This window comes from uncultured Dokdonia sp. (assembly GCF_947496725.1).
GTDB lineage: Bacteria > Bacteroidota > Bacteroidia > Flavobacteriales > Flavobacteriaceae > Dokdonia.
Genome location: NZ_CANMDS010000001.1, coordinates 664,138 through 686,704, shown reverse-complemented (window position 1 = coordinate 686,704; position 22,567 = coordinate 664,138). Strand labels below are relative to the sequence as shown.

Annotated in this window: 24 protein-coding genes; 14 read left to right on the top strand and 10 right to left on the bottom strand. The window is 38.9% G+C overall.

Annotated features, from left to right (window positions below; genetic code table 11):
• The first annotated feature begins 18 nt into the window (after positions 1-18).
• A complete protein-coding gene (locus Q0948_RS03135) occupies positions 19-759 on the top strand; it encodes an RNA methyltransferase (protein ID WP_298348775.1) in 741 nt (246 codons plus the stop codon).
• A gap of 10 nt (positions 760-769) precedes the next feature.
• On the opposite strand, the gene Q0948_RS03130 is transcribed toward Q0948_RS03135, so the two are convergent.
• Together Q0948_RS03130 and ubiE are read right to left on the bottom strand one after the other, a co-directional pair.
• Positions 770-1,474 carry a porin family protein gene (locus tag Q0948_RS03130; RefSeq protein ID WP_298347817.1) on the bottom strand — a complete coding sequence of 235 codons (705 nt, stop codon included), beginning with the start codon at positions 1,472-1,474 and terminating at the stop codon, positions 770-772.
• 4 nt (positions 1,475-1,478) lie between these two features.
• Entirely contained in the window at positions 1,479-2,207 is a 729-nt protein-coding gene (gene ubiE, locus Q0948_RS03125; RefSeq protein ID WP_298348777.1) for a bifunctional demethylmenaquinone methyltransferase/2-methoxy-6-polyprenyl-1,4-benzoquinol methylase UbiE, read from the bottom strand.
• A 247-nt stretch (positions 2,208-2,454) separates the two neighbouring features.
• On the opposite strand from ubiE, the gene trkA reads away from it, so the two are divergent.
• From trkA to Q0948_RS03100, 5 genes are all read left to right on the top strand, one after another.
• Positions 2,455-3,804: a Trk system potassium transporter TrkA gene (gene trkA / locus Q0948_RS03120; protein WP_298347818.1), complete on the top strand. Its 1,350-nt coding sequence runs from the start codon at positions 2,455-2,457 to the stop codon at positions 3,802-3,804.
• Positions 3,805-3,809: 5 nt separating this feature from the next.
• Positions 3,810-5,306, top strand: coding sequence for a potassium transporter TrkG (locus Q0948_RS03115; protein WP_021778363.1), 1,497 nt, complete (start codon positions 3,810-3,812; stop codon positions 5,304-5,306).
• Positions 5,306-6,280, top strand: coding sequence for a YpdA family putative bacillithiol disulfide reductase (locus Q0948_RS03110; protein WP_298347819.1), 975 nt, complete (start codon positions 5,306-5,308; stop codon positions 6,278-6,280). The genes Q0948_RS03115 and Q0948_RS03110 overlap by 1 nt, the downstream gene beginning before the upstream one ends.
• 151 nt (positions 6,281-6,431) lie before the next feature.
• Entirely contained in the window at positions 6,432-7,373 is a 942-nt protein-coding gene (ctlX, locus tag Q0948_RS03105; RefSeq protein ID WP_298347820.1) for a citrulline utilization hydrolase CtlX, read from the top strand.
• Between the two features lie 14 nt (positions 7,374-7,387).
• Positions 7,388-7,795 (top strand): Rrf2 family transcriptional regulator, encoded by a 408-nt coding sequence (locus Q0948_RS03100; protein ID WP_035325284.1) that lies wholly within the window; start codon positions 7,388-7,390, stop codon positions 7,793-7,795.
• Positions 7,796-8,047: 252 nt separating this feature from the next.
• Here the strand turns inward: Q0948_RS03100 and Q0948_RS03095 are convergent, their stop codons facing one another.
• The gene (locus Q0948_RS03095; protein WP_298347821.1) at positions 8,048-9,484 is read right to left on the bottom strand and encodes an SDR family oxidoreductase; all 1,437 of its coding nucleotides are present in this window, start codon (positions 9,482-9,484) and stop codon (positions 8,048-8,050) included.
• A 3-nt stretch (positions 9,485-9,487) separates the two neighbouring features.
• A complete protein-coding gene (locus tag Q0948_RS03090; RefSeq protein WP_298347822.1) occupies positions 9,488-9,919 on the bottom strand; it encodes a hypothetical protein in 432 nt (143 codons plus the stop codon).
• Between the two features lie 181 nt (positions 9,920-10,100).
• On the opposite strand from Q0948_RS03090, the gene argS reads away from it, so the two are divergent.
• Positions 10,101-11,879, top strand: coding sequence for an arginine--tRNA ligase (gene argS, locus Q0948_RS03085; RefSeq protein ID WP_298348779.1), 1,779 nt, complete (start codon positions 10,101-10,103; stop codon positions 11,877-11,879).
• Between the two features lie 78 nt (positions 11,880-11,957).
• Here argS and Q0948_RS03080 read toward each other — a convergent pair whose 3' ends face one another.
• The 4 genes from Q0948_RS03080 to Q0948_RS03065 are packed head-to-tail and all read right to left on the bottom strand — an operon-like array spanning position 11,958 to position 13,904.
• Entirely contained in the window at positions 11,958-12,251 is a 294-nt protein-coding gene (locus Q0948_RS03080; protein ID WP_035325280.1) for a DUF721 domain-containing protein, read from the bottom strand.
• A complete protein-coding gene (locus Q0948_RS03075) occupies positions 12,251-12,667 on the bottom strand; it encodes a hypothetical protein (protein WP_298347823.1) in 417 nt (138 codons plus the stop codon). The genes Q0948_RS03080 and Q0948_RS03075 overlap by 1 nt, the downstream gene beginning before the upstream one ends.
• Positions 12,668-12,715: 48 nt before the next feature.
• Complete coding sequence (locus tag Q0948_RS03070) at positions 12,716-13,807, bottom strand: DNA replication/repair protein RecF (protein ID WP_298347824.1); 1,092 nt, start codon at positions 13,805-13,807, stop codon at positions 12,716-12,718.
• Positions 13,779-13,904, bottom strand: a complete 126-nt coding sequence (locus tag Q0948_RS03065) for a hypothetical protein (RefSeq protein ID WP_298491189.1) — start codon at positions 13,902-13,904, stop codon at positions 13,779-13,781. The genes Q0948_RS03070 and Q0948_RS03065 overlap by 29 nt, the downstream gene beginning before the upstream one ends.
• Before the next feature lie 46 nt (positions 13,905-13,950).
• Here Q0948_RS03065 and Q0948_RS03060 point away from each other — a divergent pair, with 46 nt between their 5' ends.
• The 7 genes from Q0948_RS03060 (at position 13,951) to Q0948_RS03030 (ending at position 20,271) form a co-directional block, all read left to right on the top strand.
• A complete protein-coding gene (locus Q0948_RS03060; RefSeq protein WP_298347825.1) occupies positions 13,951-14,736 on the top strand; it encodes a tetratricopeptide repeat protein in 786 nt (261 codons plus the stop codon).
• Positions 14,737-14,798: 62 nt separating this feature from the next.
• Positions 14,799-15,296 (top strand): 6,7-dimethyl-8-ribityllumazine synthase, encoded by a 498-nt coding sequence (ribH, locus tag Q0948_RS03055; protein ID WP_298347826.1) that lies wholly within the window; start codon positions 14,799-14,801, stop codon positions 15,294-15,296.
• 125 nt (positions 15,297-15,421) lie between these two features.
• Positions 15,422-15,709 (top strand): riboflavin synthase subunit beta, encoded by a 288-nt coding sequence (locus Q0948_RS03050; protein WP_298347827.1) that lies wholly within the window; start codon positions 15,422-15,424, stop codon positions 15,707-15,709.
• Positions 15,710-15,723: 14 nt separating this feature from the next.
• Positions 15,724-17,604, top strand: coding sequence for a DNA mismatch repair endonuclease MutL (gene mutL / locus Q0948_RS03045; RefSeq protein ID WP_298347828.1), 1,881 nt, complete (start codon positions 15,724-15,726; stop codon positions 17,602-17,604).
• Between the two features lie 3 nt (positions 17,605-17,607).
• Positions 17,608-18,342, top strand: a complete 735-nt coding sequence (locus Q0948_RS03040) for a rhomboid family intramembrane serine protease (protein ID WP_298347829.1) — start codon at positions 17,608-17,610, stop codon at positions 18,340-18,342.
• A 9-nt stretch (positions 18,343-18,351) separates the two neighbouring features.
• Complete coding sequence (locus tag Q0948_RS03035) at positions 18,352-19,236, top strand: rhomboid family intramembrane serine protease (RefSeq protein ID WP_298347830.1); 885 nt, start codon at positions 18,352-18,354, stop codon at positions 19,234-19,236.
• Positions 19,237-19,239: 3 nt separating this feature from the next.
• Positions 19,240-20,271, top strand: coding sequence for an endonuclease/exonuclease/phosphatase family protein (locus tag Q0948_RS03030; protein WP_298347831.1), 1,032 nt, complete (start codon positions 19,240-19,242; stop codon positions 20,269-20,271).
• Here Q0948_RS03030 and Q0948_RS03025 read toward each other — a convergent pair.
• A complete protein-coding gene (locus Q0948_RS03025; protein WP_298347832.1) occupies positions 20,252-20,887 on the bottom strand; it encodes a WbqC family protein in 636 nt (211 codons plus the stop codon). The two genes, Q0948_RS03030 and Q0948_RS03025, sit on opposite strands and share 20 nt — an antisense overlap.
• Before the next feature lie 9 nt (positions 20,888-20,896).
• Positions 20,897-22,516 (bottom strand): signal peptidase I, encoded by a 1,620-nt coding sequence (lepB, locus tag Q0948_RS03020; protein ID WP_035325268.1) that lies wholly within the window; start codon positions 22,514-22,516, stop codon positions 20,897-20,899.
• Positions 22,517-22,567: the final 51 nt, after the last annotated feature.

Sequence of the window (22,567 nt, the reverse complement as noted above, 5' to 3'; positions counted from 1 at the left end):
CAAAAGTACATCTTAATCGTGGTAAGCAAAAATACAATCAAACGAATAACGAGTTTAGGGCAAAAAAAGTACCGCCAGCGCGAAGGTGTTTTCGTTGCAGAGGGTATTAAGGTTGTAAATGAACTTCTTTTATCATCACTAGAGCTTGTAGAATTACATACGGAAGATGTTTCCGCTTTCGCGAAAGCGTTATCACCCCAAGACCAGTCTAAAGTAAATGAAGCAACTCCAGCTGAGCTTAAGAAACTCACCTTTTTAAAAACCGCACAGAAGGCAGTGGCAACATTTAAAATGCCAGAAGCAATAGCTATAGATAGGTCTGGGCTTACCGTTGTGCTAGATGATGTACGTGACCCTGGTAACCTGGGTACTATTATACGTCTTTGCGATTGGTTTGGGATAAAGCAGCTGGTGTGCTCAAAGGCTACTGTAGATTGTTATAACCCTAAGGTGGTGCAGGCCACAATGGGCTCGCTCACGCGAGTGGATATTATTTATACAGATATTGATACATACTTGTCTAATGAAGACCGTCCCGTTTTTGGAACCTTTATGGATGGAGAAAATATTTATGCAGCATCACTGCCGCAAGAGGGTGTGATTGTAATGGGTAACGAGGCAAACGGAATCTCTACAGGTATCGAGCAGCTTGTTACAAAGCGTGTTGCTATACCTAGATTTGGCATCACACAAGCTACCGAAAGTCTTAACGTAGCAACGGCAACGGCAATTTGTTTAAGTGAGTTTAAAAGAGGGTAGTAGCGCCGTCTTACTGAAAGGTGAAGTTTAAGAACACACCTCTGGTTTGCATCTTTGTAATATTACCCGTCCAAGGACTGTTGGGTCTATTATCACGTACTAACTCGTCAGACGCGGCAAAGACACCTTTTATACTAGGTATAAATTTAAAGTAGTAGAGATATAATTCTACACCTATAGCCATCTCATAAAAGAAAGGACTAGAGGTTGTACGGAACTGTCCAGCAAAGTTGTCGTCTGGATTCTCCTCATTACTAGATAAATTCGTTACAGTAGCTACGCCAAACTGTACATAAGGGCGCACATTATTAAGCCTTCTCGTATTAAATTTAAGCGCAAGCGGTAGGTATATATAGGTAGAAGGTACTTCTCTTAGTAAGTCTGCCTCACTGTCAAAACGTGGGTCTGGCGCATACATAAGATTACGCTGTGTGTAGATAAGTCCTGGCTCAGTACGTAAACTCACAAACTCAGAGAGTCGTAAGTCACCTATGAGGCCTACATTAAAACCTACAGTTTTTTCAACCTGTATGTCTTCTTGTTCATTTTGATAATCAAAATTATAATCCATTGAGTTTACACCAAAGTAGTATCCCCAAGAAATAGGTTTTTTATCAAAGTTTTGATCATTCTGAACTCTGGGTCTAGATAACCACTGAGCATTAACCGAAGAAAAACCTAAAACAAGTGCTATTACAGCAATGTATGTGCGCATAAAATTATTTTGTAGCCGTGTAAATTGTTGCAACGCCAAAGGTTTGTGGCTTATGTTGCACGTCTTTAAACCCAATTTTACGTAAAATATTGTTGAGTACCTCTCCAAAAGGAAATGCATTTGCGCTTTCGCTCAGGTAGCCGTAAGCATTTTTGTCTTTAGAAAAGAGTTTACCCACGGTAGGTAAGATCACTTTAGAGTGGAAGTTGTATCCTTGTTTAAAAGGTGTTTTTGTAGGGACAGAGGTTTCTAATATCACAAAAATCCCTCCTGGTTTTAGTACGCGTAGTATCTCTGCTAGGCCTTTTTCTAATGTTTCAAAATTACGTACCCCAAAGGCTACAGTAATAGCATCAAAAGTATGGTCTTCAAAGGGCATATTCTCACTATCTGCCTGCATCATCTCGATGCGGTCATCAAGTTCTTTGGCAGCAATTTTCTTTCGGCCTACAGATAGCATTCCTTCAGAGATGTCAAGACCTACTAGTTTACTAGCATTTGTACTTGCCATATTAATAATGAGGTCTCCTGTACCTGTTGCAATGTCAAGGATAGAATCTGGGTTAGTATCTGCCACAAGTTGTACCACCTTCTTGCGCCACTTTACGTCTATCCCAAAAGAGATCACACGGTTAAGACCGTCATACTCGCCAGAAATGTTATCAAACATTTGCTCTACTTGCTCTTTTTTAGACTGGTCTGAAGACTTATATGGGGTTACCTTTTTGGCCATTTCAATTTTTTTACAAAGATAACGCTTTCGCGAAAAATTATAATCCATAACCCCTTTATCTTCTTGACGAAAGCTTATTTGTCTTGGTCTGGGTTTCAACTCCAGATGCTTAGTTATTTTGAATACCGTTCGTTTTTTTCGCGAAAGCGCACCTACAAAGCCCTCCAAACTGGCAATAAACCCTTGCAATTTTTTTAATCCATCACCTATGTAGTATCTTTGTACGCATTTTTGAGCACATCCATTTATGAAAATAATCATTGCAGGAGCAGGAGAAGTAGGGTTTCACTTAGCAAAATTACTCTCTTACGAATCTCAAGATATTACCCTTATTGATACTAATAGAGAGAGTCTGTCATATGCAGACACGCATCTAGATATCAGAACTATAAAAGGGGACGCAACCTCTATTGCGATACTACAAGACTCACGAGTTGAGGGAGTAGATCTTCTCATCGCAGTTACAGCAAGCGAGACTACAAATATCACGGTTTGTGTACTGGCAAAACAGCTGGGTGCACAGCGCACGATTGCTCGTATATCTAACACAGAGTTTATTGAGCACAAGGAGCTGGCAGGCTTTCAGAAATTTGGGATTGATGAGTTAATCTCTCCAGAGAGTCTAGCGGCAAGTGAGATTGAGTTACTACTTAACCAGAGTGGTTTTTCAGACAGTTATGAGTTTGATAATGGAGCACTTACTATGGTAGGGACTACCTTATCACGTACCGCATCTTTTGTAGGTAAAAGTGTAAAAGAGGCAGCAAAAATCTTTCCAGAGTTACACTTTATGCCTATCGCGATACAGCGAGAAGGAACACAATATACATTGATCCCTAGAGGTGATACTGTTTTTAAGGAAGGTGATCATATTTATTTTGTGACGGTGCAGGGCGGTGTAGAAGAGATTTACAAGCTCACTGGTAAAATACGTCAAAACATCAAAAATGTTATGATACTGGGCGGTAGTAACATCGGGTCAAAAACTGCAAAAGATTTATGTAGTAATAGATTTAATGTAAAACTAGTAGAGAAGAACCGTGAGAAAGCAATTGATCTAGCAGATTTACTACCCAAGGCACTTGTTATAAATGGTGACGGTCGTAATGTAGAACTACTAGATGAAGAAAATATACACGATATGGATGCCTTTATCTCTGTAACAGGAGATAGTGAGACTAATATTATGTCGTGTCTGGTTGCTAAGTCAAAAGGAGTACAAAAAACTATAGCCCTGGTTGAGAATATGGATTACTTCCAGCTCTCACAGAGTATAGGTATTGATACCCTTATCAATAAAAAGCTACTAGCTGCAAATAATATCTTTAGATACATCCGTAAAGGAGAGGTAGTAGCAATGACTAAGCTCAATAATATGAATGCAGAGCTACTAGAGTTTATTGTAAAGGACTCTTCTGAGGTACAGGGGAAACGTATACGAGACATAGACTTCCCTAGAAGTGCGACTATAGCAGGAGTAGTAAGAAATAATCAAGGTCTTATAGCCTTAGGTGCTTTTAGAATAGAAAAGGGTGACCGTGTAGTAGTATGCTGTTTACCTAGATCTATTAAAAAAGTAGAAGAAATGTTTATCTAGCCCCAATGCCAAAACTTAATTACAAGATTATATTTCACTTAATGGGATTATTGCTGCTTTTTAATGGCGGCTTTATGCTCATTGCAGCACTTGTAAGTTTTCTTGCAAAAGATGGCGTAGGTCTAGAAGTCTCTGCAGCAGCATTGCTTACTGCATTTGCCGGTACGTTGCTTATGTTTATGACACGTGGGCACGAGAAAATTGTAAAAAAACGAGAAGGATATATTATTGTCACCTTTGGGTGGCTATTTATGTCACTTAGTGGTATGTTGCCTTACCTTTTTACAGGAGCTATACCGGGCGTGGCAAACGCCTTTTTTGAGACTATAAGTGGGTATACCACAACAGGCGCCACCATACTTACAGATATAGAAGCGTTGCCTAAGAGTATTCTCTTCTGGCGCTCTACCACACACTGGATAGGGGGTATGGGTATCATCGTACTTGCTATTGCCATACTGCCACTGCTAGGTATAGGAGGGATGCAGCTCTTTGCGGCCGAAGCTCCAGGACCTAGTGCAGATAAGTTACACCCTAGAATTACTGATACGGCAAAACGTCTCTGGCTAATTTACGTAAGCTTTACTGTGATTGAAACCATCTTGCTTAAGCTGGCTGGTATGTCATTTTTTGATGCGGTAAACCACGCATTGAGTACACTCTCAACTGGAGGGTTTTCTACAAAAAATGCAAGTGTAGCTTACTGGAATGATAAGCCAGTTATACAGTACATCATAACGTTCTTTATGCTCCTAGCGGGTACAAACTTCGTATTAAGCTATTTTGCATTTAAGGGTAAAATCCAGAAGATTTTAAAGGATGAGGAGTTTAGACTTTATATGGCTTTTGTCTTTGGCTTTGGTATTTTAGTATCATTAGTAATGTACTTTAATGCAGACCTTAGTCTGTCTACAATAGAACACCCTATGGTGTGGGGTAAGGCAGAAGCTGCTTTTCGTCACGGGTTGTTTCAAGTGCTAGCAGTTATCACAACAACAGGATTTGTCACGGCAGACTACACAATGTGGACACCCTTTCTCACCGTTATTTTCTTCGGACTTATGTTCTTAGGTGGATCTGCAGGGTCAACATCTGGAGGTATTAAAGTTGTGCGCCACCTGCTTACCATACGTAATGCTATAGTTGAGTTTAAAAGAACACTGCACCCTAACGCTATACTACCTGTGCGCTACAATTCAAAATCTGTAGATCGCTCTATTATATTTAACATCCTTGCATTCTTTATATTATATATGCTCTCTTGGATTATAGGCGCAAGTGTACTTGCCTCGATGGGACTTGATTTTAGAACAGCCCTAGGAGGATCTGCATCTGCACTAGGTAATGTAGGTCCAGCCTTTGGAGGATTAAGTCCTGTAGATAGTTATGGGTGGTTACCTATAGGAGCAAAATGGTGGATGGCATTCTTAATGCTTATAGGGCGTCTAGAGCTTTTTACCGTACTTATTTTATTAACCCCATTTTTCTGGAGAAATAGATAATGTTTGCACAATCACCATACGATCTCATTATCATAGGCGCAGGACCTATAGGTCTTGCCTGCGGTATTGCAGCTCATAAAAAAGGACTTAATTATCTTATTGTAGAAAAGGGAGCGCTTGTAAATACCATCTACAGGTATCCAGAAAATATGACTTTTTTTAGTACCTCAAAGTTGCTAGAAATAGGTCGCGTTCCTTTTGTATCTCACACAGATAAGCCTACTCGTAAGGAGGCGCTTGAGTATTATAGAAGAGTGCAAGACACCTGGAAACTAAGATTAAAACTCTATACTCAGGTACAGAATATGACGCCTAAAGATGGCGGATATGAGATTGAGACAGATAAGGGTAATGCTTTCGCGAAAGCGGTTATAGTATCCACCGGTTTTTATGATGTCGCTCGCACACTAGGCGTACCCGGAGAAGACTTACCTAAGGTAAAACACTTTTATGACAGTCCGCACCCGTATGTAGATCAAAAATTACTTGTGGTGGGAGCTGCAAACTCTGCCTGTGATGTTGCGCTAGAAACCTACTACAAAAATGCAGAGGTGACAATGGCAATACGTGGGGAAGGCCTGTATGAAAAAACCAAATATTGGATCAAGCCTAACATTGAAAACCGAATTAAAGAAGGTTCCATAAAGGCTTACTTTAATACCACAGTAAAAGAAATAACACCGTCTACCGTAGTTTTAAATACTCCAGATGGGAAGGTCGTCTTAGAAAATGACTTCGTACTCGCAATGATAGGCTACCAGCCAGATTATACCTTGTTTGAAAAGTTAGGCCTGCCTGTTACAGATGACGAGACACGCACACCTATTCATAATGAAGAGACACTAGAAACGCCTCTAGAGCGTGTATATGTTGCTGGGGTAATTGCTGCAGGAATGCGCACAAGTAAACTCTTTATAGAGAATACACGTGAGCACGGCGATATGATTATAGATGATCTTATTACTAAACTTTAAGACACATAAACCCAGTTATTTTTAGGGCGATTATTTGGTAATAAAAAAGTCAAAAAGAGATAGGTATTCCTCAAATTCTCGACTAAATTCGCAATCGATATAGTTTTTATATTCACCACTACTTATAAAAATATCATACACGAGGTAAGCTATGGCATCACGACAAATTACAAATACAATTTTAATGATACGTCCTGTTCAGTTTAGAATGAACGAGGAGACGGCGGTTAATAATTATTTTCAAGAAGATATAAGTCTTAAAAATGATGAGATCAACACAAAAGCACAACAAGAGTTTGATGACTTTGTTGCAAAGCTGCGCGCCGTGGGTGTAAACGTTATTGTTGAAAATGATGATATAAAAGGGAACACTCCAGATTCTGTCTTTCCAAATAACTGGGTATCTTTTCACGAAAGTGGTAATGTAGCCCTGTATCCTATGTTTGCCGAAAATAGAAGAAGAGAACGCAGAGAAGAAGTTCTTGCAAGGCTAGAAAGTGAAGGATTTACGATTAACAATATTGTAGACTATACAGAGGCAGAAGATGAAGATGTTTTTCTGGAAGGTACAGGTAGTATTCTTATGGACCGCCAGAACGAGCGTGCTTACTGTGCCTTATCTGCAAGAGCAGACGAGAGTTTGTTTATAGAGTTTTGTGAAGATTTTGAGTACACACCAGTCGTGTTTACTGCAAACCAAACGGTAGATGGTAAGAGATTACCTATTTATCACACTAACGTGATGATGTGTCTTGCAGAGGGGTTTTGTGTAATCTGTCTTGATACTATAGATGATAAAAAGGAGCGTAAAAATGTGCTTAAACACTTGAAAGAAACGGGTAAGCAAGTGATATCTATCACAGAAGAGCAAATGCATCACTTTGCAGGTAATATGTTACAGGTACTGGGAGCAGATGATAAGAAGTACCTAGTAATGAGTGCAGATGCACACCAGAGCCTTACTAAAGATCAAGTTAATAAGATAGAAAAACACTGTGAGATTTTAAGTAGCGACTTAAGTACGATAGAAACTTGTGGAGGAGGTAGTGCAAGATGTATGATGGCAGAGGTGTTTCTTCCTAAGGAAGAATAAAGTATATTCGTATTATGCTTTCGCGAAAAACAAAATACGGATTAAAGGCACTCACTTTTCTAGCAAAAAAGCCAGAGAATACAACAGTGCTTATACAAGAAATCGCAGATTCTGAAAATATCTCAAAAAAGTTTCTGGAGAGTATTTTACTTTCTATGCGTAAAGCGGGCTACCTAGGTAGTAAAAAAGGCAAAGGTGGCGGATACTACCTTATTAAAAAGCCAGAAGATATAAAGATATCATCTGTGATACGCACGCTAGAGGGACCTATTGCGTTATTGCCTTGTGTGAGTCTTAACTTTTATGAGCATTGTGATGATTGTCCCAAAGAAGAGGAGTGTAGTCTTCATATACTTATGATAGAAGTAAGAGACCAGACATTAAAAGTATTAGAAAATAAATCACTTATAGACCTTATTTAAACGATTTAGTGTAAAAGTGTATTAAATTCACGCGAATCGGTATCTAAAGTGTAGGAAATTAGAGAATAACGCATTATATTTATCACATATAGGCGTTCTAGAATAATGTATTGAGAGAAGCAATTTTATAAGTGTTTGTAGTTTTCACTTTTAAAATTAACTGGTAAAACAGTACGGGTAATTTTTTTTAGTAGGATTTAAAAAGCGACCGAATTTATCTCTCAGATAATACACGTTCTGGTTCGCCTTTTTTTATTGCTCAAATCGCTTTGTAGCAATGTTTCTTATCATCCCACCAAAAATAAAGTAGTGAAAGGGTAGCATACTATACCAGTATAGTCTGCCAAAAATACCTCTTGGTCTAAAGGTTGCCTTCTGGTGCAGTACATCATTATCATCTATTGTAAACTCAAGCCAGGCCTCTCCAGGAACACGCATTTCTGCAAAGAGTAATAATCTAGGCTCATCTTGATTTGCAAGTAACACCCTCCAGAAGTCTAGTACATCGCCTGTAAAAATTTTGTCAGGATGTGTTCTTCCGCGACGCAGGCCTACACCTCCCACCAGCTTGTCTATATAGCCTCTTATCTTCCACATCCAGTCACCATAGTACCATCCTCTATCGCCGCCTATTGCCCAGATATTTTTAAGAGCTAGATCTCTATTTTTGAGTTTTATGGTTTGCTTGTCCTTAAGACATCCAAAACTGGGTACTTGTATATAATCATCAAGATTGGTCTTAATTCTTCCACTTACAAGGCTATCTTTCCAAGAGCTGGCTACTTGATTTTGTTCAATTTTGGCGAAAGCCAAATCAATAGCTTCCTCATAGCTAATGGGAGTAATATTTAATATTTCTTGAAGTCTTGTGTCATTTGAGATGACCTCTACCTTCATACTGTCTACAAGGTTAAGTGCCAGTTTATAAGATGTTGAGGTGATAAAATATAACCAGTATGAAGATATCTTAGGGCTCATTACGGGTACCGTAAATATGTATAAACGCAAGTTGCGCACTTTTGCATAACGTTGCATCATCTCTTTGTAGCTCAATACATCTGGACCGCCTATATCATATTGATTATGGTATGTTTCTTCATTGCCTAAAACGCCAGTGAGATATTGTATCACATTGCGTATGGCTATAGGCTGGCACTTGGTCTGTACCCATTTTGGGGTAATCATCACAGGTAGCTTCTCACATAAATCTCTTATAATCTCAAAAGAAGAACTCCCAGAGCCTACTATGATCCCTGCCCTAAGTACAGTGAGTGCCGCTTCACCTTTTTGTAAAGTGGTCTCTACATTTTGACGAGAGCGTAGGTGTTTACTTAAGTTTTCATCATTTGCAATGCCCCCTAGATAGATGACTTGCTTGCAGTGAGTAGCAGCTAGGTAGGTGTTAAAGTTAAGCGCAGAGAGCTCTTCCTTCTCATCAAAATCTGATGTGCTCGAGCTCATAGAGTGCAAAAGATAATAAGCTGCATCAATATCTTTAGGTAATTTACTCTTATCTGGTTTGTCTAGAAAGTCAATCTCAACTATTGTAATCTGTTCCTTTACTTTCTTACTCACAGACAGTCGCGCCTCGTTGCGCACCACACATACCACCTCGTGATTTGCCTCGAGTAGCATAGGGAGTAATCGCATTCCTATATAACCATTTGCACCTGTAAGTAGTATTTTCATAATCTATAGATCCTCAATATTAGTAGGTGCTTGTGATGCCTTTTGGTCAAGTATACGCTTCATAAAATTGTGTACTTTTTTGTCTTTTGCCTTAGCCTCAATTTTGATAAAATAATTATCTCTATAGATGCTATACTCCTCTGCTCGACCTTTGTAAAGGTTAAGTTTCCAGTAAGGAATTACTAGTGCATAGCTGTCTAGTAAGGCTCTAAAACCTACAATGATACCTTGGGGTCTAAGCTCTATATTGCACTTATTGCGATATTTATCTAGAGCAAGAAAATTCTGGATCTGTATGCTGGATTCTGTAATGACAAGGTGACCTATACCTATGCCGCCTTGTTTGATGCGCTCACGCAATCCGTAGGGCTCGCCTACTTCTTGATTAATTTTGCGTTTTACATCAGGATTGTTGTAAGATACGTTAAGAAGCATTTTTCTTTTAAAGATACGAGTTTCGCTAGTGTTTCTCTATGCGCTCTTTCAATTTTCACATATATTTGTGCCATATTTTTAGACACTTTAAGACTTAAAAATGTGCAGCACAGGCGTGGTTATAATTACGCTTTCGCGAAAGCGCAATAAGTCTCATTATATTTTCAACTATCAAGATCCTATGTCGTTACAATCTACTATAGAAACTCACGTAAAAGCCGCTGTTGCCGAAATTTATAACGCTGCACTTCCAGCTGTCGAATTTCAAGCAACTCGCAAAGAATTTGAAGGAGATATCACAGTAGTGGTTTTTCCTATGTTACGTGTTGTAAAAGGAAACCCAGTACAGATAGGAACACAAATAGGAGAGTACCTCGTAGCACAAGTTGAAGAGATTACTGCTTTTAATGTAGTAAAAGGTTTTTTAAACTTAGTAGTAGCAGATGCGTTTTATATGAACGCCTTTGCAGAGATACAAGCCACCGAAAATTTTGGAAAAACACCAGAAGCTGGTAAAGCGGTAATGGTAGAATATTCTTCGCCTAACACAAATAAGCCACTTCACCTAGGTCACGTACGTAACGTTTTATTAGGATACTCTGTGTCAGAAATTATTAAGGCAGCAGGTTCTAAAGTTTATAAAACTCAAATCATTAATGACCGTGGGATTCATATCTGTAAGTCTATGCTGGCTTGGGAGCGTTATGGTAACGGAGAGACTCCAGAGTCTACAGGTCTTAAAGGAGATAAATTAGTAGGTAATTACTACGTAAAGTTTGACCAAGAATATAAGAAAGAAGTAGCTGCGCTGGTTGCTCAAGGTAAGAGCGAGGAGGAAGCAAAAAAAGAGGCTCCTTTATTACTCGAAGCCCAAGAAATGCTACGCAAGTGGGAAGCTGGAGATGCCGAGACTGTTGCACTATGGAAAAAAATGAACCAGTGGGTGTATGACGGTTTTGAAGTAACTTATAAAAATATAGGAGTAGATTTTGATAGCTACTACTACGAGAGTAACACCTACCTACTAGGAAAAGACAATATAGAAGAAGGTCTTAAAAAGGGCGTTTTTGAAAAAGATCCAGACGGCTCTGTATGGTGTGACCTTACAGAAGATGGTCTAGATAGAAAAATTGTATTGCGTGCAGATGGTACTGCAGTATATATGACGCAAGACATAGGTACTGCGATACAACGTGTAAAAGACCATCCAGATGTAGGTGGTATGATTTACACAGTAGGAAACGAGCAAGATTATCACTTTCAAGTATTATTCTTGATACTTAAAAAACTAGGATACGACTGGGCAGAAAACCTTTTTCACCTTAGTTATGGTATGGTAGACCTTCCTTCTGGAAAGATGAAGTCTCGTGAAGGTACCGTAGTAGATGCAGATGATCTTATAAATGAAGTAGCTGCTACCGCCGGAGAAATCTCTGAGGAGCTAGGTAAACTAGATGGATATACAGATGAGGAGAAGAAGGCGCTATATAAAACGATAGGTCTGGGAGCTCTTAAGTACTACATCCTTAAAGTAGACCCAAAAAAGAGAATTCTTTTTGACCCTAAGGAGTCTGTAGATTTTCAAGGAAATACGGGGCCATTTATACAATATACATACGTTCGTATACAAGCCATATTACGCAAGGCTAAGGAGCTTAATGTTCCTGCGAGTGTAGAGGGAGCTAGAGATTTACACCCTAAAGAAAAGGAGCTTATTAAGCTTGTACAAGACTATCCAGCAACGATACAGCTTGCCGCGGCCCAGAAGAGCCCAGCTATTATTGCAAACTACACATATGATTTGGTAAAAGAGTATAACTCATTCTTCCAGCAGGTGCAGATTCTTGGTACAGATAACGTGGCAGACCAAAGCTTTAGAGTAGCACTTAGTAAAGAAGTAGGGCAGGTAATAGAGAGTGCCTTTGGATTATTAGGAATAGACGTTCCAGAGCGTATGTAGTCCTTAGTACTGGAAATAGGAAACAAAAAATGCGAGACAATAGTCTCGCATTTTTTTATGCTAGAATGTAGCTTGTTGTTATCTCAAGATGAGTTTTTTTATAACCTCACGGCCTAATTCCTCATTAAGCATTGTGCGTATTTTTTCTTTACCATAAGAGAGTTCTTCCCTAAAGACAGAAGAGCTTAGGTTTACAAAGAGTGTCTCTCTGTCAAAACGTATAGAAGTAGTATATGTCTCAAATGCTGGATTGAGCTTGTACCAAGCGGCTGTGACATCTACTTTGTCCATACCTTTGCTTAGTTTGTTTTTTTCTACAAATTCTCCCAGCGCTTGACTTATAGAAATTGGGTCTGCGTTTCTTTTTGCCATTACTCTATGATAAGGGGTTGATATCTACGGTATTTATAGATAATATCGTCTTTATTAATAAGAATGAGCTCTTCTTTGCTAGCTTTTTTTACAGTTTCTTGCCAGTTGTCTAAAGCTGTGGTATATGATAGTATAAGAATATCATCTTCTATAATTGTATTGATGTTCTCGCTATCGTTTGATGTGATAAACTCTCCTAGCGCATTAGGTTGTACTTTTTTACGTACGCCAGTGCCGTCTTCATTTATTTCAAAAAAGTCAATATTTTGACTCATTCCATAAGTTCTTGAGGTGCCGTCTGGCATCTCTATCGCGGCAATTTCCCAGTAACCGTTTATGTTTGCAAGTTTTTCTTGCGGTGATGAGCTACAGCTCAAAATGAGGAGGGCGAGAAGGGTATAAACTAGTTTTTTCACGTAAGTGTTCTAATAATGAGTACTGCAAATTACGATAAAAACAACAGCTTATTGTGCTCGTTCTAGATGAAAAAGCTCATAACTCTGGTGTATTTTTTTTACTACATTTTCTGTGCGCTCCGGGTGAGTATCGCTTATAAACAGCTGGCCAAAGTCATTTGTGTTTACTAGCTCGATGATATGTTGCACACGGTTTTCATCTAGCTTGTCAAAAATATCATCTAGCAATAATAGCGGTGTAGTACCACTTTCTTGCTTTATAAAATCAAACTGCGCAAGCTTGAGAGCGATGAGATAAGATTTCTGCTGCCCTTGACTGCCAAATTTCTTTATAGGGTGTCCATTTATCTCAAACTGTAAGTCGTCTTTGTGTATTCCCACGCTTGTATATTGTAGAGAGCGATCTTTTGCTAGTGCATTAGTAAGTGAGTGCTTGAGCGGCATTGTACTTAGTGAGCTGTTATACGTAAGGGTTACATTTTCTGTATCGCCACTTATGGCTTTGTAGCGCTCATTAAAAATAGGTGCAAAGCGCTCTAAAAACTGCTGTCTTTTTTCAAAAATAGGAGTGCCAAAACCTTCTAGTTGCTCGTTATATACAGCAAGCGTATCTGCATTAAATGTATTATTTGCAGCAAAGTATTTGAGCAGGGCGTTGCGTTGCGATAGTATTTTTGAGTAGCCTAGTAGGTCAGAAAGATAGCTTTTGTCACTTTGTGATATAACACCATCTATAAATTTACGGCGCGTGTCACTCCCTTCTGTGATGAGGTCTCTATCTGCCGGAGAGATAATAACTAGCGGTAAAAAACCTATGTGATCTGCAAAGCGGTCATATATTTTTGCATTGCGTTTTATGACCTTCTTCTGGCCTTTTTTTGCACTTACTACAACCTTCTCATCTCGTTCTTCTTTTTTATATAACCCATCTATTACAAAGAAGTCTGCATTGTGATTTATGTTTTGACTTGTGACGGGATTAAAGTAGCTTTTCCCAAAAGAAAGGTGGTAAATCGCATCGAGCACATTTGTCTTCCCCACGCCGTTATTTCCAACAAAACAATTAATTTTTGCATCAAAGGTAAAGGCCTTTGACTCAAAGTTTTTATAGTTAATAAGAGAGAGCGATTTTAAGATCATAGGGTGGGGTAGGTGTGGCGCGCTTTCGCGAAAGCGGTAAACATCTAGTAATATTGCTTATTAGGTCTTCAAAATTAAGCATTAATTTCCCTTTCATAATTCAATAAATATTATATTTTTGCCCGACTAATAAACGACGAAATATGGCAACATATAATAAAAGAGGATATAAACCGAAAACAAAGCCCGTAAAGGAAGAAGTTGAAGAGTTTATAGACGATAGCGAGAGTACAACTGCAGAGGTTTTTGGATCACTAGACGAAGGGGCAAATAAAGCAGAGGAGTGGTTTGAAAAAAATCAAAAGCCAGTAATAGGTATTATAGTAGGTGTTCTTGTAATCGCTTTATTATATCTAGCTTACAATAAATTTGTGGCAGAACCTGCAGAGGCAGAAGCGGCAAATGAGCTTGTACTAGCTCAAGATAGCTTTACTACTGCATTAGAGGCGACTAACACTTCTGTGAAAGATTCACTATATATGGTGGCTCTAGAAGGAAAGAATGGTAAGTACGGTCTTCTAGATGTGGCAGATAACTACGGTGGTACTGCAGCAGGAAACCTAGCAAACTACTATGCAGGGATGTCATACCTTGAGGTAAAAGACTACCAGAAAGCAATCTCTCATCTTCAAGACTTCTCATCAGACGATCAGATGCTTGCGCCACTTGCAAAAGGAGCGATAGGTGATGCATTTATGCAACTAGGTCAACCAGAAGAGGCTCTAGGATACTACGAGAAGGCAGCAGGACTTAATGCAAACGATTTTACAACTCCACGTTTCTTATTTAAAGCAGGAGTTACTGCAATAGACTTAGGTAAGATGGATGCTGCTGTAAAGTACCTTACAAAGGTAAAAGAAGAGTATGCAGCTTCTGAGTATGCAAACCAGGTAGATTTATACCTAGGTAGAGCACAAGCAGGAAATTAATAAAAGAAGGTATTCTTAAAGTTAATTGTAACTTTAGTGTATAACTTTTAAAACATAATATTATGGCAACAGTAGGTAACAACCTCTCTGTCTATGATAAAACAACCATCCCAAACTCGAAAGATTTCAAGTTTGGGATTGTTGTTTCTGAGTGGAATGATGAGATTACAGAAGGACTTTTTCAAGGAGCATTTGATGCGCTTAAAGATTGTGGCGCTATAAACGATAACATTGTACGCTGGAACGTGCCAGGCGCTTTTGAGCTTATCTATGGAGCAAAAAAAATGACACAGGCGTATGATATGCTAGATGCTATAATCGTTATAGGTACTGTGATACAAGGTGAAACTAAGCATTTTGACTTTGTATGTGAGGGCGTTACTCAAGGCATTAAAGACCTTAACATTCAGCAAGATATTCCTGTTATTTTCTGTGTACTTACAGATAATAATATTGAGCAATCTAGAGCTCGTAGTGGTGGGGAGCACGGTAATAAAGGTACAGAAGCCGCTATTGCAGCTATAAAAATGGCACAATTACGTAAAGACGCAAAGTTTTAATACGTAGAAGTTTTACGCTTTCGCGAAAGCGTACTTACCCCAAAAACAAATCTCTTTAACGCATAGCGAGTATAAATTCGGTATGCTTTTTGGATACGAAATCGTATATTTGAAATAACAATATTATGGGATTTGTAAAACGCACAAATAAGAAGTATAGCTACGAGCCTCGCTATTACAATAGCGATAAAGAAGGGAGTCCTTTTAAGATGGAAGGCCGCTTTGATGAGCATCGTAAGACCTTAACTTATAACAAAGGTTTAAAGAAGAAGTTTACAACCGCTTGGGATGAACTTCAAGAAAACCGAAAGGGAGGTTATAACCGCACTATATTTTTTATTGTACTCATTTTGATTTTTCTCTTTCTCTGGATAATAGATTTTGATTTATCCATCTTTACCAACCCTCTATAAAGTAGTAGGTCCTAATGGCAGACATTATAAAACTCTTACCCGATCACGTAGCAAACCAGATCGCTGCGGGAGAAGTTGTGCAACGCCCAGCATCTGTGGTTAAAGAATTACTTGAAAATGCCATAGACGCAGGAGCATCTTCTATAAAGCTTATCGTAAAAGATGCAGGTAAGACACTTATCCAGATTATAGATGATGGTAAGGGTATGAGTGATACAGATGCTCGTATGAGTTTTGAACGTCACGCTACCTCAAAGATCACTACGGCAGATGATTTATTTAATCTTAATACAAAAGGTTTTAGAGGAGAGGCGCTTGCCTCTATAGCGGCTGTCGCTCACGTGGCACTTAAGACGCGCCCAGAAGGAGCAGAGGTGGGTACGCATATAGAGATAGAAGGTAGTAAGATTATTACCCAAGAGGTATGTGCCACGCCTAAGGGCACCTCACTTGCGGTAAAGAATCTCTTTTTTAACATACCAGCACGTCGTAATTTTTTAAAATCAAATAGTGTTGAGTTGCGTCACGTGATAGATGAGTTTCAGCGTGTGGCACTAGCACACCCTGATATTGCATTTGCAATGTATCATAACGAGGGGGAGCTTTTTCAATTACCAAAAGGGAATTTAAAACAACGTATTGTTGGCATTTTTGGTGGGAAGACTAATGAGAAGTTAGTTCCCGTGCAAGAGGAGACAGATATACTTACCATAAATGGGTTTGTAGTAAAACCTGAGTTTTCAAAAAAGACGCGTGGTGAGCAGTTTTTCTTTGTAAATGATCGATTTATAAAAAGTGCTTACTTAAATCACGCGGTAACGGCAGCCTTTGATGGACTACTTCCAGATAGAGCGAGAGCAAGTTACTTTTTATACCTCAAAGTAGACCCAGCTACGATTGATATTAACATACACCCTACAAAGACCGAAATAAAATTTGACGATGAGCACGCTTTATATGCGATGTTACGTAGTACCATAAAGCATAGCTTAGGCCAGTTTAGTATTGCACCTGTGCTTGATTTTAATAGAGATAGCGAGCTCGATACGCCTTATGATTACAAAAATAAAGGAGTGGTAACTCCTAAGATTGAGGTAGATCGCACATTTAATCCTTTTGAGAGCGTTCCTGCGCCAAAAAGAGGAGCACAGCGCCCAGACTATGAGAAGCCAGACGTAACTGGCTGGGAGAAGATGTATGAGGGAATGGAGTCGCAAGCAACTGCAGGTAGTACCGTCACTTTTGAGAAGGATGTGAGTACGGGTAATATGTTTGAGAGCGGTCTTAATACAAAAGCAGCTGCACCTATAGCTTCGACAGCAGGCAGTCAAGACGAATCTTCTACGTATCAACTCAATAAAAAATACATCGTAAGTACCATTAAGAGTGGTATGGTGATCATAGATCAACATAAGGCGCACCAGCGCGTGTTGTATGAAGAGTTTTTACGTAATATAACGGTAAAGGAATCTGTGAGTCAGCAATTGTTATTTCCGTTAACGCTTACGTATTCTACAACAGAGCTTGCTTTAATAGAAGAGCTTAAAGAAGGACTGGAGAATACCGGTTTTATCTTTGGTCTCATAAGCGGAGATATTTTAGAAATAAACGGTATCCCTACTTCTATAACAGAAAGTCAAGTGCCAGTTGTCATAGATCAATTACTTAGTGATTTAGAAAACGAGGTGCCAGACAGCGGTTTTAGCCAGACAGACACACTTGCAAAGAGTATGGCAAAAAGCCTCGCGGTAAAAGGAGGGGAGACGCTAGACAGCCTTTCTAGAGAACACTTAGTAAATAGTCTCTTTGCTTGTAAAGAACCTAGTATATCGCCTACTAACAAGAAAACATTTATCACCATCACAGGTGATGATCTTGATAGAAAATTTAAATAACCTATGGGAAGAATCACAGAAACGGTTAAGATATTATTAATAGTAAATGTGATCTTTTACTTAGGGTCATTGTTTATTATAAAGCCAGATCCAGCAATGCAATTATTTGCATTGTGGTTTGTCGAAAACCCTAGCTGGCAGGTATGGCAACCACTTACGCATATGTTTATGCACGACTTGTCAAGCCCTATGCATATAGCATTTAATATGTATGCTTTATGGATGTTTGGTAGTCCTATAGAGAATGCTTTAGGGCAAAAACGCTTTATATTCTTTTACTTCTCAGCAGGTCTTGGAGCAGCTTTGATACATACATTGGTTAATTACTACCACTTCAATAATGCGAGTGAGGCTATAATGGCTTTAGGGTTTAATGCCCAAGATATTACTGATATTCTTACTAGTGGCTCTTTTAGTGAGAGAATACCTAGAGAGACTGCACAATCGCTTTATGAATCATTTTCTGTTCCAGCAGTAGGAGCTTCTGGAGCAATAATGGGTGTGCTTGTAGCGTTTGGTATGTTATTTCCTAACGCGTCACTAGGGCTACTATTTATACCTGTACCTATTAAAGCAAAGTACTTTATACCTATCTTAGTAGGAATAGATTTATTTTCTGGTGTTACAGGGTTCTCAATATTTGGGGCAAACATTGCAAACTGGGCGCACTTAGGTGGTGCGTTATTTGGTTTTATAATGATGTTCTACTGGAAAAAACAAGGCTTAGGAAAGTATTAAAGTACACATATGGCAAACACATCTCTAGCATATAAATACAAAACGGCAAATATTGCAATAAAGCTCATTGTTGTAAATGTGCTTGTTTATGTACTGTTTAATATTATCCCGTGGCTAGTGGGCTTGGGCTCTGGCACTTTTAGCCAGTATTTTGTGTTACCATCAGATGTGATACGCTTTTTACAACAACCGTGGAGCGTTGTGACTTATGCTTTTTTGCACTCTGGTTTTGGACACCTCTTTTGGAATATGGTATTCCTTTACGTGTTTTCAAGATTTGTTTTAAATCTGTTTTCAGAAAAGAAGTTTCTTTCGATTTATCTTTTAGGAGCTATTGCAGGGGGTGTGTTATTTGCATTACTATATAATGTTTTACCCGTCTTTAGAGGTACTGGTGTACTTTTGGGAGCATCTGCCGCAGTAAATGCTATTGTGGTGTTTATAGGTACATACACGCCAGATGCAGAGGTGCGAATATTTACGTTTAATGTAAAACTATGGTGGATTGCTGCATTTATAGTAGTCAAGGATATTTTATTACTAGATGCTGGTAACGCTGGAGGTCTCATATCACACTTGGGTGGTGCGGCCTTTGGGTTTTATTATGCAAAACAATTACTAGCAGGTAATGATATAGGCCTCTGGTTTGAAAGACTTATAGATAATGTGAGTGGCTGGTTTACTAAAAAACCAAAAAGACAAAAGAAAAGCCCACTACGCACCGTGCATAAAAATAAAAAGAGCAGTGCTAGCTCTGTAAAGAAAACAGCCACAGCAACTAAGAGTGAGCAACAACAGCGCATAGATGCCATACTTGATAAAATAAGTAAGAGCGGCTATGACAGCCTCTCAAAAGCCGAAAAAGATTTCCTTTTTAAAGCTGGTAAGGAGTAACTAATGAAAAACCTAAATCTTCTTGAGAAGTTTATTTTTCTCATAAATAGTATCTGCGCGGTGCTATTACTTTTTAGTTACTTATTACCTTACATTCCGCCACATATTTTTCCGGCACTGTCAGTCCTGAGCCTATTGCTTCCGGTGCTGCTTATTATTAATTTTTTATTTTTCTTATTCTGGTTATTTAAAGCCAAAAGACAATTACTTTTGTCTGCCGTAATCTTAGCATTAGGGATAACACATATATTCTCGCTCATACGCTTTGGTGGTGGTAGTGATACAAAACAAGTTGACACACTCACACTTTTAACTTATAACGTACACCAGTTTAATGTTTATGGATGGGTAGAAGAGGCAAACGTTGGCAAACGTGCCATTGCATTTATAGAAGATCAAAATCCAGATATTGTTTGCCTGCAAGAGTATCACCCCGACTTTGAGCTAGATGCAAAGAAGTATCCATTTAAGCATAAAGTAATGCGTCCTGTAAATAGCAAATTTGGACAAGTGATTTTTTCAAAGTTTCCTATCGTTCATAGCGGTTCGCTTGATTTTGGAAAAAAAGGGAACAACGGCATTTATGCAGATATCAAGGTGGCTGAGGATACGATTAGAGTGTATAATATGCATTTTCAATCCTTTCGATTGTCGCCTAGTCTAAACAACCTACAAAAGGAAAATTCAAAAAAGCTACTTGGTAGACTAGGAGTTGCTTTTGAAAAACAAGAAGATCAGGTTAAAAAGTTTTTACAAAGTGAGGCAGCATCTCCGCATAAGGTTATCGTAGCAGGAGATTTTAATAATAGCGCAACTTCATATATGTATCGAAAAGTGCGTGGTGATAAGGTTGACGCTTTCGCGAAAGCGGGATCAGGTACAGGAGCAACCTTTTGGTTTGACATCATACCATTACGCATAGACTTTATACTTGCAGATGAGCAACTAGAAGTCTTAGATTTTGAAACGTATGGAGATATAGATCTTTCTGATCACAAACCTTCTATGGCAACCTTTAAGCGCTTAAGGCAGTAAGATCAATCTTCTCGAGGTAATCTTGTGCACTAGGACCAAGATTAAAAAGTAAATCTAAAATGGTGAGGTTTTCTAAATACCCGTGATTTTCATTAAAAAGCTGATGATATTCTGTTAGAGGATATTGAGGCTCCTTTTTTGCATTTACAAGCTGTCTGCAATCTATCTGCTCTGGATTTTTGAAATATTCTACCGTTGGTATAGGCGTTATATCCAGCTGTAAACACTCCATAATAATCGCGTGACACGCTTTATTAAAATCTATGAGTGTCTCATACTCGGTATGATAAAGTGGCTCAAACTCATCTTCATAATACTCAAAGTACGGAGAGGTCTGGTAGGCTATTTTTAAAGACCTCCAGTGATCACGCTGCCAGTGAAATTTATTCTCAATCTTTACATCATAATACCGCTGTCTCTCTGTTTTATCCTTGCGGTGGAGGATAGGTATAATGAGTGTGAGCGTACCTGTAGATGTGGCAATCTTCATACGGGTGCGGTATGACTGCTTCTGGAAATTTCCATTAGCCTCTATATGCAGCTGCTCAGTTTGAGCAATTACAGCATATTGAATGATAGGGGCGCAGTAGCCGTGTGTGATAAGAGCAGCTTTCATTATAATGGGTTATGCTTTGGGTTGTTTTTTCTTTCTAAAAAATGACCAACCTATATAAAGCAGTAACGCTCCTAAAAACCAGTATCTATAGCTCACTAGTGGTCCTTCACCACCTACTGTGGTAAATACACGATCCCAGCGTATGCCGGCAAGACCAGGTACATTTGCATCTTTACTAAACCATACAAAAACTGGTTTACCCACTACGTGATTAAAAGGCACGTAACCCCACGCTCTAGCGTCTTGAGAGTTATGACGATTATCACCCATAAGCCAGTAATAATCTTGCTCAAAGGTGTACTCTGTAAGCGGCTCACCATTCATTAATATCTCATTGCCATTAACCGTGATGTCGCGCTCTCTACCCATTTCATAGCCTTCGTACACTTCTATAATTCGTTTGTAATATGGAAGGCTTTCTGGGTTAATTGCCACTGTCTTTCCTTCTTCAGGAATGTATATAGGGCCAAAGTTATCTACACTAGATGCGCGTCCTGGTTTTGCACCAAAAATCGCTTTGTTATTTTCTATCGCATCATAATGTGTGCGCTCTATACTTATAATGTTTGAGTTGTTTTTGAGCTTTTCTATAGAAGCTTCACTTGCTTGAGCAGTGTGTACATAAGGTCCATTGTCACCTTGAACGCCAGAGAGGTAGATGTCAGAAATCTCATAGCGACCGTTCATAAGATCTGAAGGAAATACATAGTTTCCGTTTGCATCTTGAGCTCTTTTTACAAGAAGTTCCTTAGAGACAATTGTGTAACTAAATTGTATGCGTGCACGATCTGGTAAATCATTCTTCTCACCATTAATATATACATAACCATCTCGTACTTCAAGAGAATCTCCAGGGACACCTACAGCACGTTTTACATAGTTAGACTTCTTGTCTATAGGTTTTCTCACACTGCCGCGCATATTACCAGGTGTAATATCTACAAGAGTGTCTACAGGCCAGCTAAAAACAACAATGTCATTGCGCTCTATGTCTTGAAAACCTGGTAATCTAAAGTAAGGCAGTTGCGGTTTTGTTAAGTAACTCTTAGTCTTTGTACCATAAATAGTGTCGTGTAGCATAGGTGTTGCTACTGTGGTTATAGGTGTTCTAGCACCGTAGTGAAACTTACTTACAAACAGCCAGTCACCTACAAGTAGTGTCTTTTCTAGTGAAGAAGAAGGAATAACAAAAGGCTGCATAAAATACGTATGCACAATGGTCGCGGCAACGATGGCAAATAGTAAAGAACTCGTCCACTCACCACTAGATGATTTTGGATTAATATCTCTCCCTTTTATATGCGGTGCATCTGTTGCATAGTTTATATAGTAAAGGTAAAGTCCTCCTGTAAGTACTGTGAGCGCTGTATCTTTAAAACTGTTAAACCCAAAAGATCTTGCTGTCTCAACCCACACTACTGGTATCATAATAAGATTTACAATAGGTACAAAGAGTAAGATAGTCCACCACTTAGGTCTATTTATGATACCCATAAGTACTACGGCATTGTAAATAGGTACTCCTGCTTCCCAGGCTTTTCTACCAGCGCGTACGTAAAGTTTCCACGTTCCGGCAAAGTGTACTGCTTGAACGATAAGAAAAAATATAAACCATTGTGTAAGTGTCATCTGTATACTTTTAGTTTGTGATAGGTCTTAAGTTTGTCTATTATGTTACGG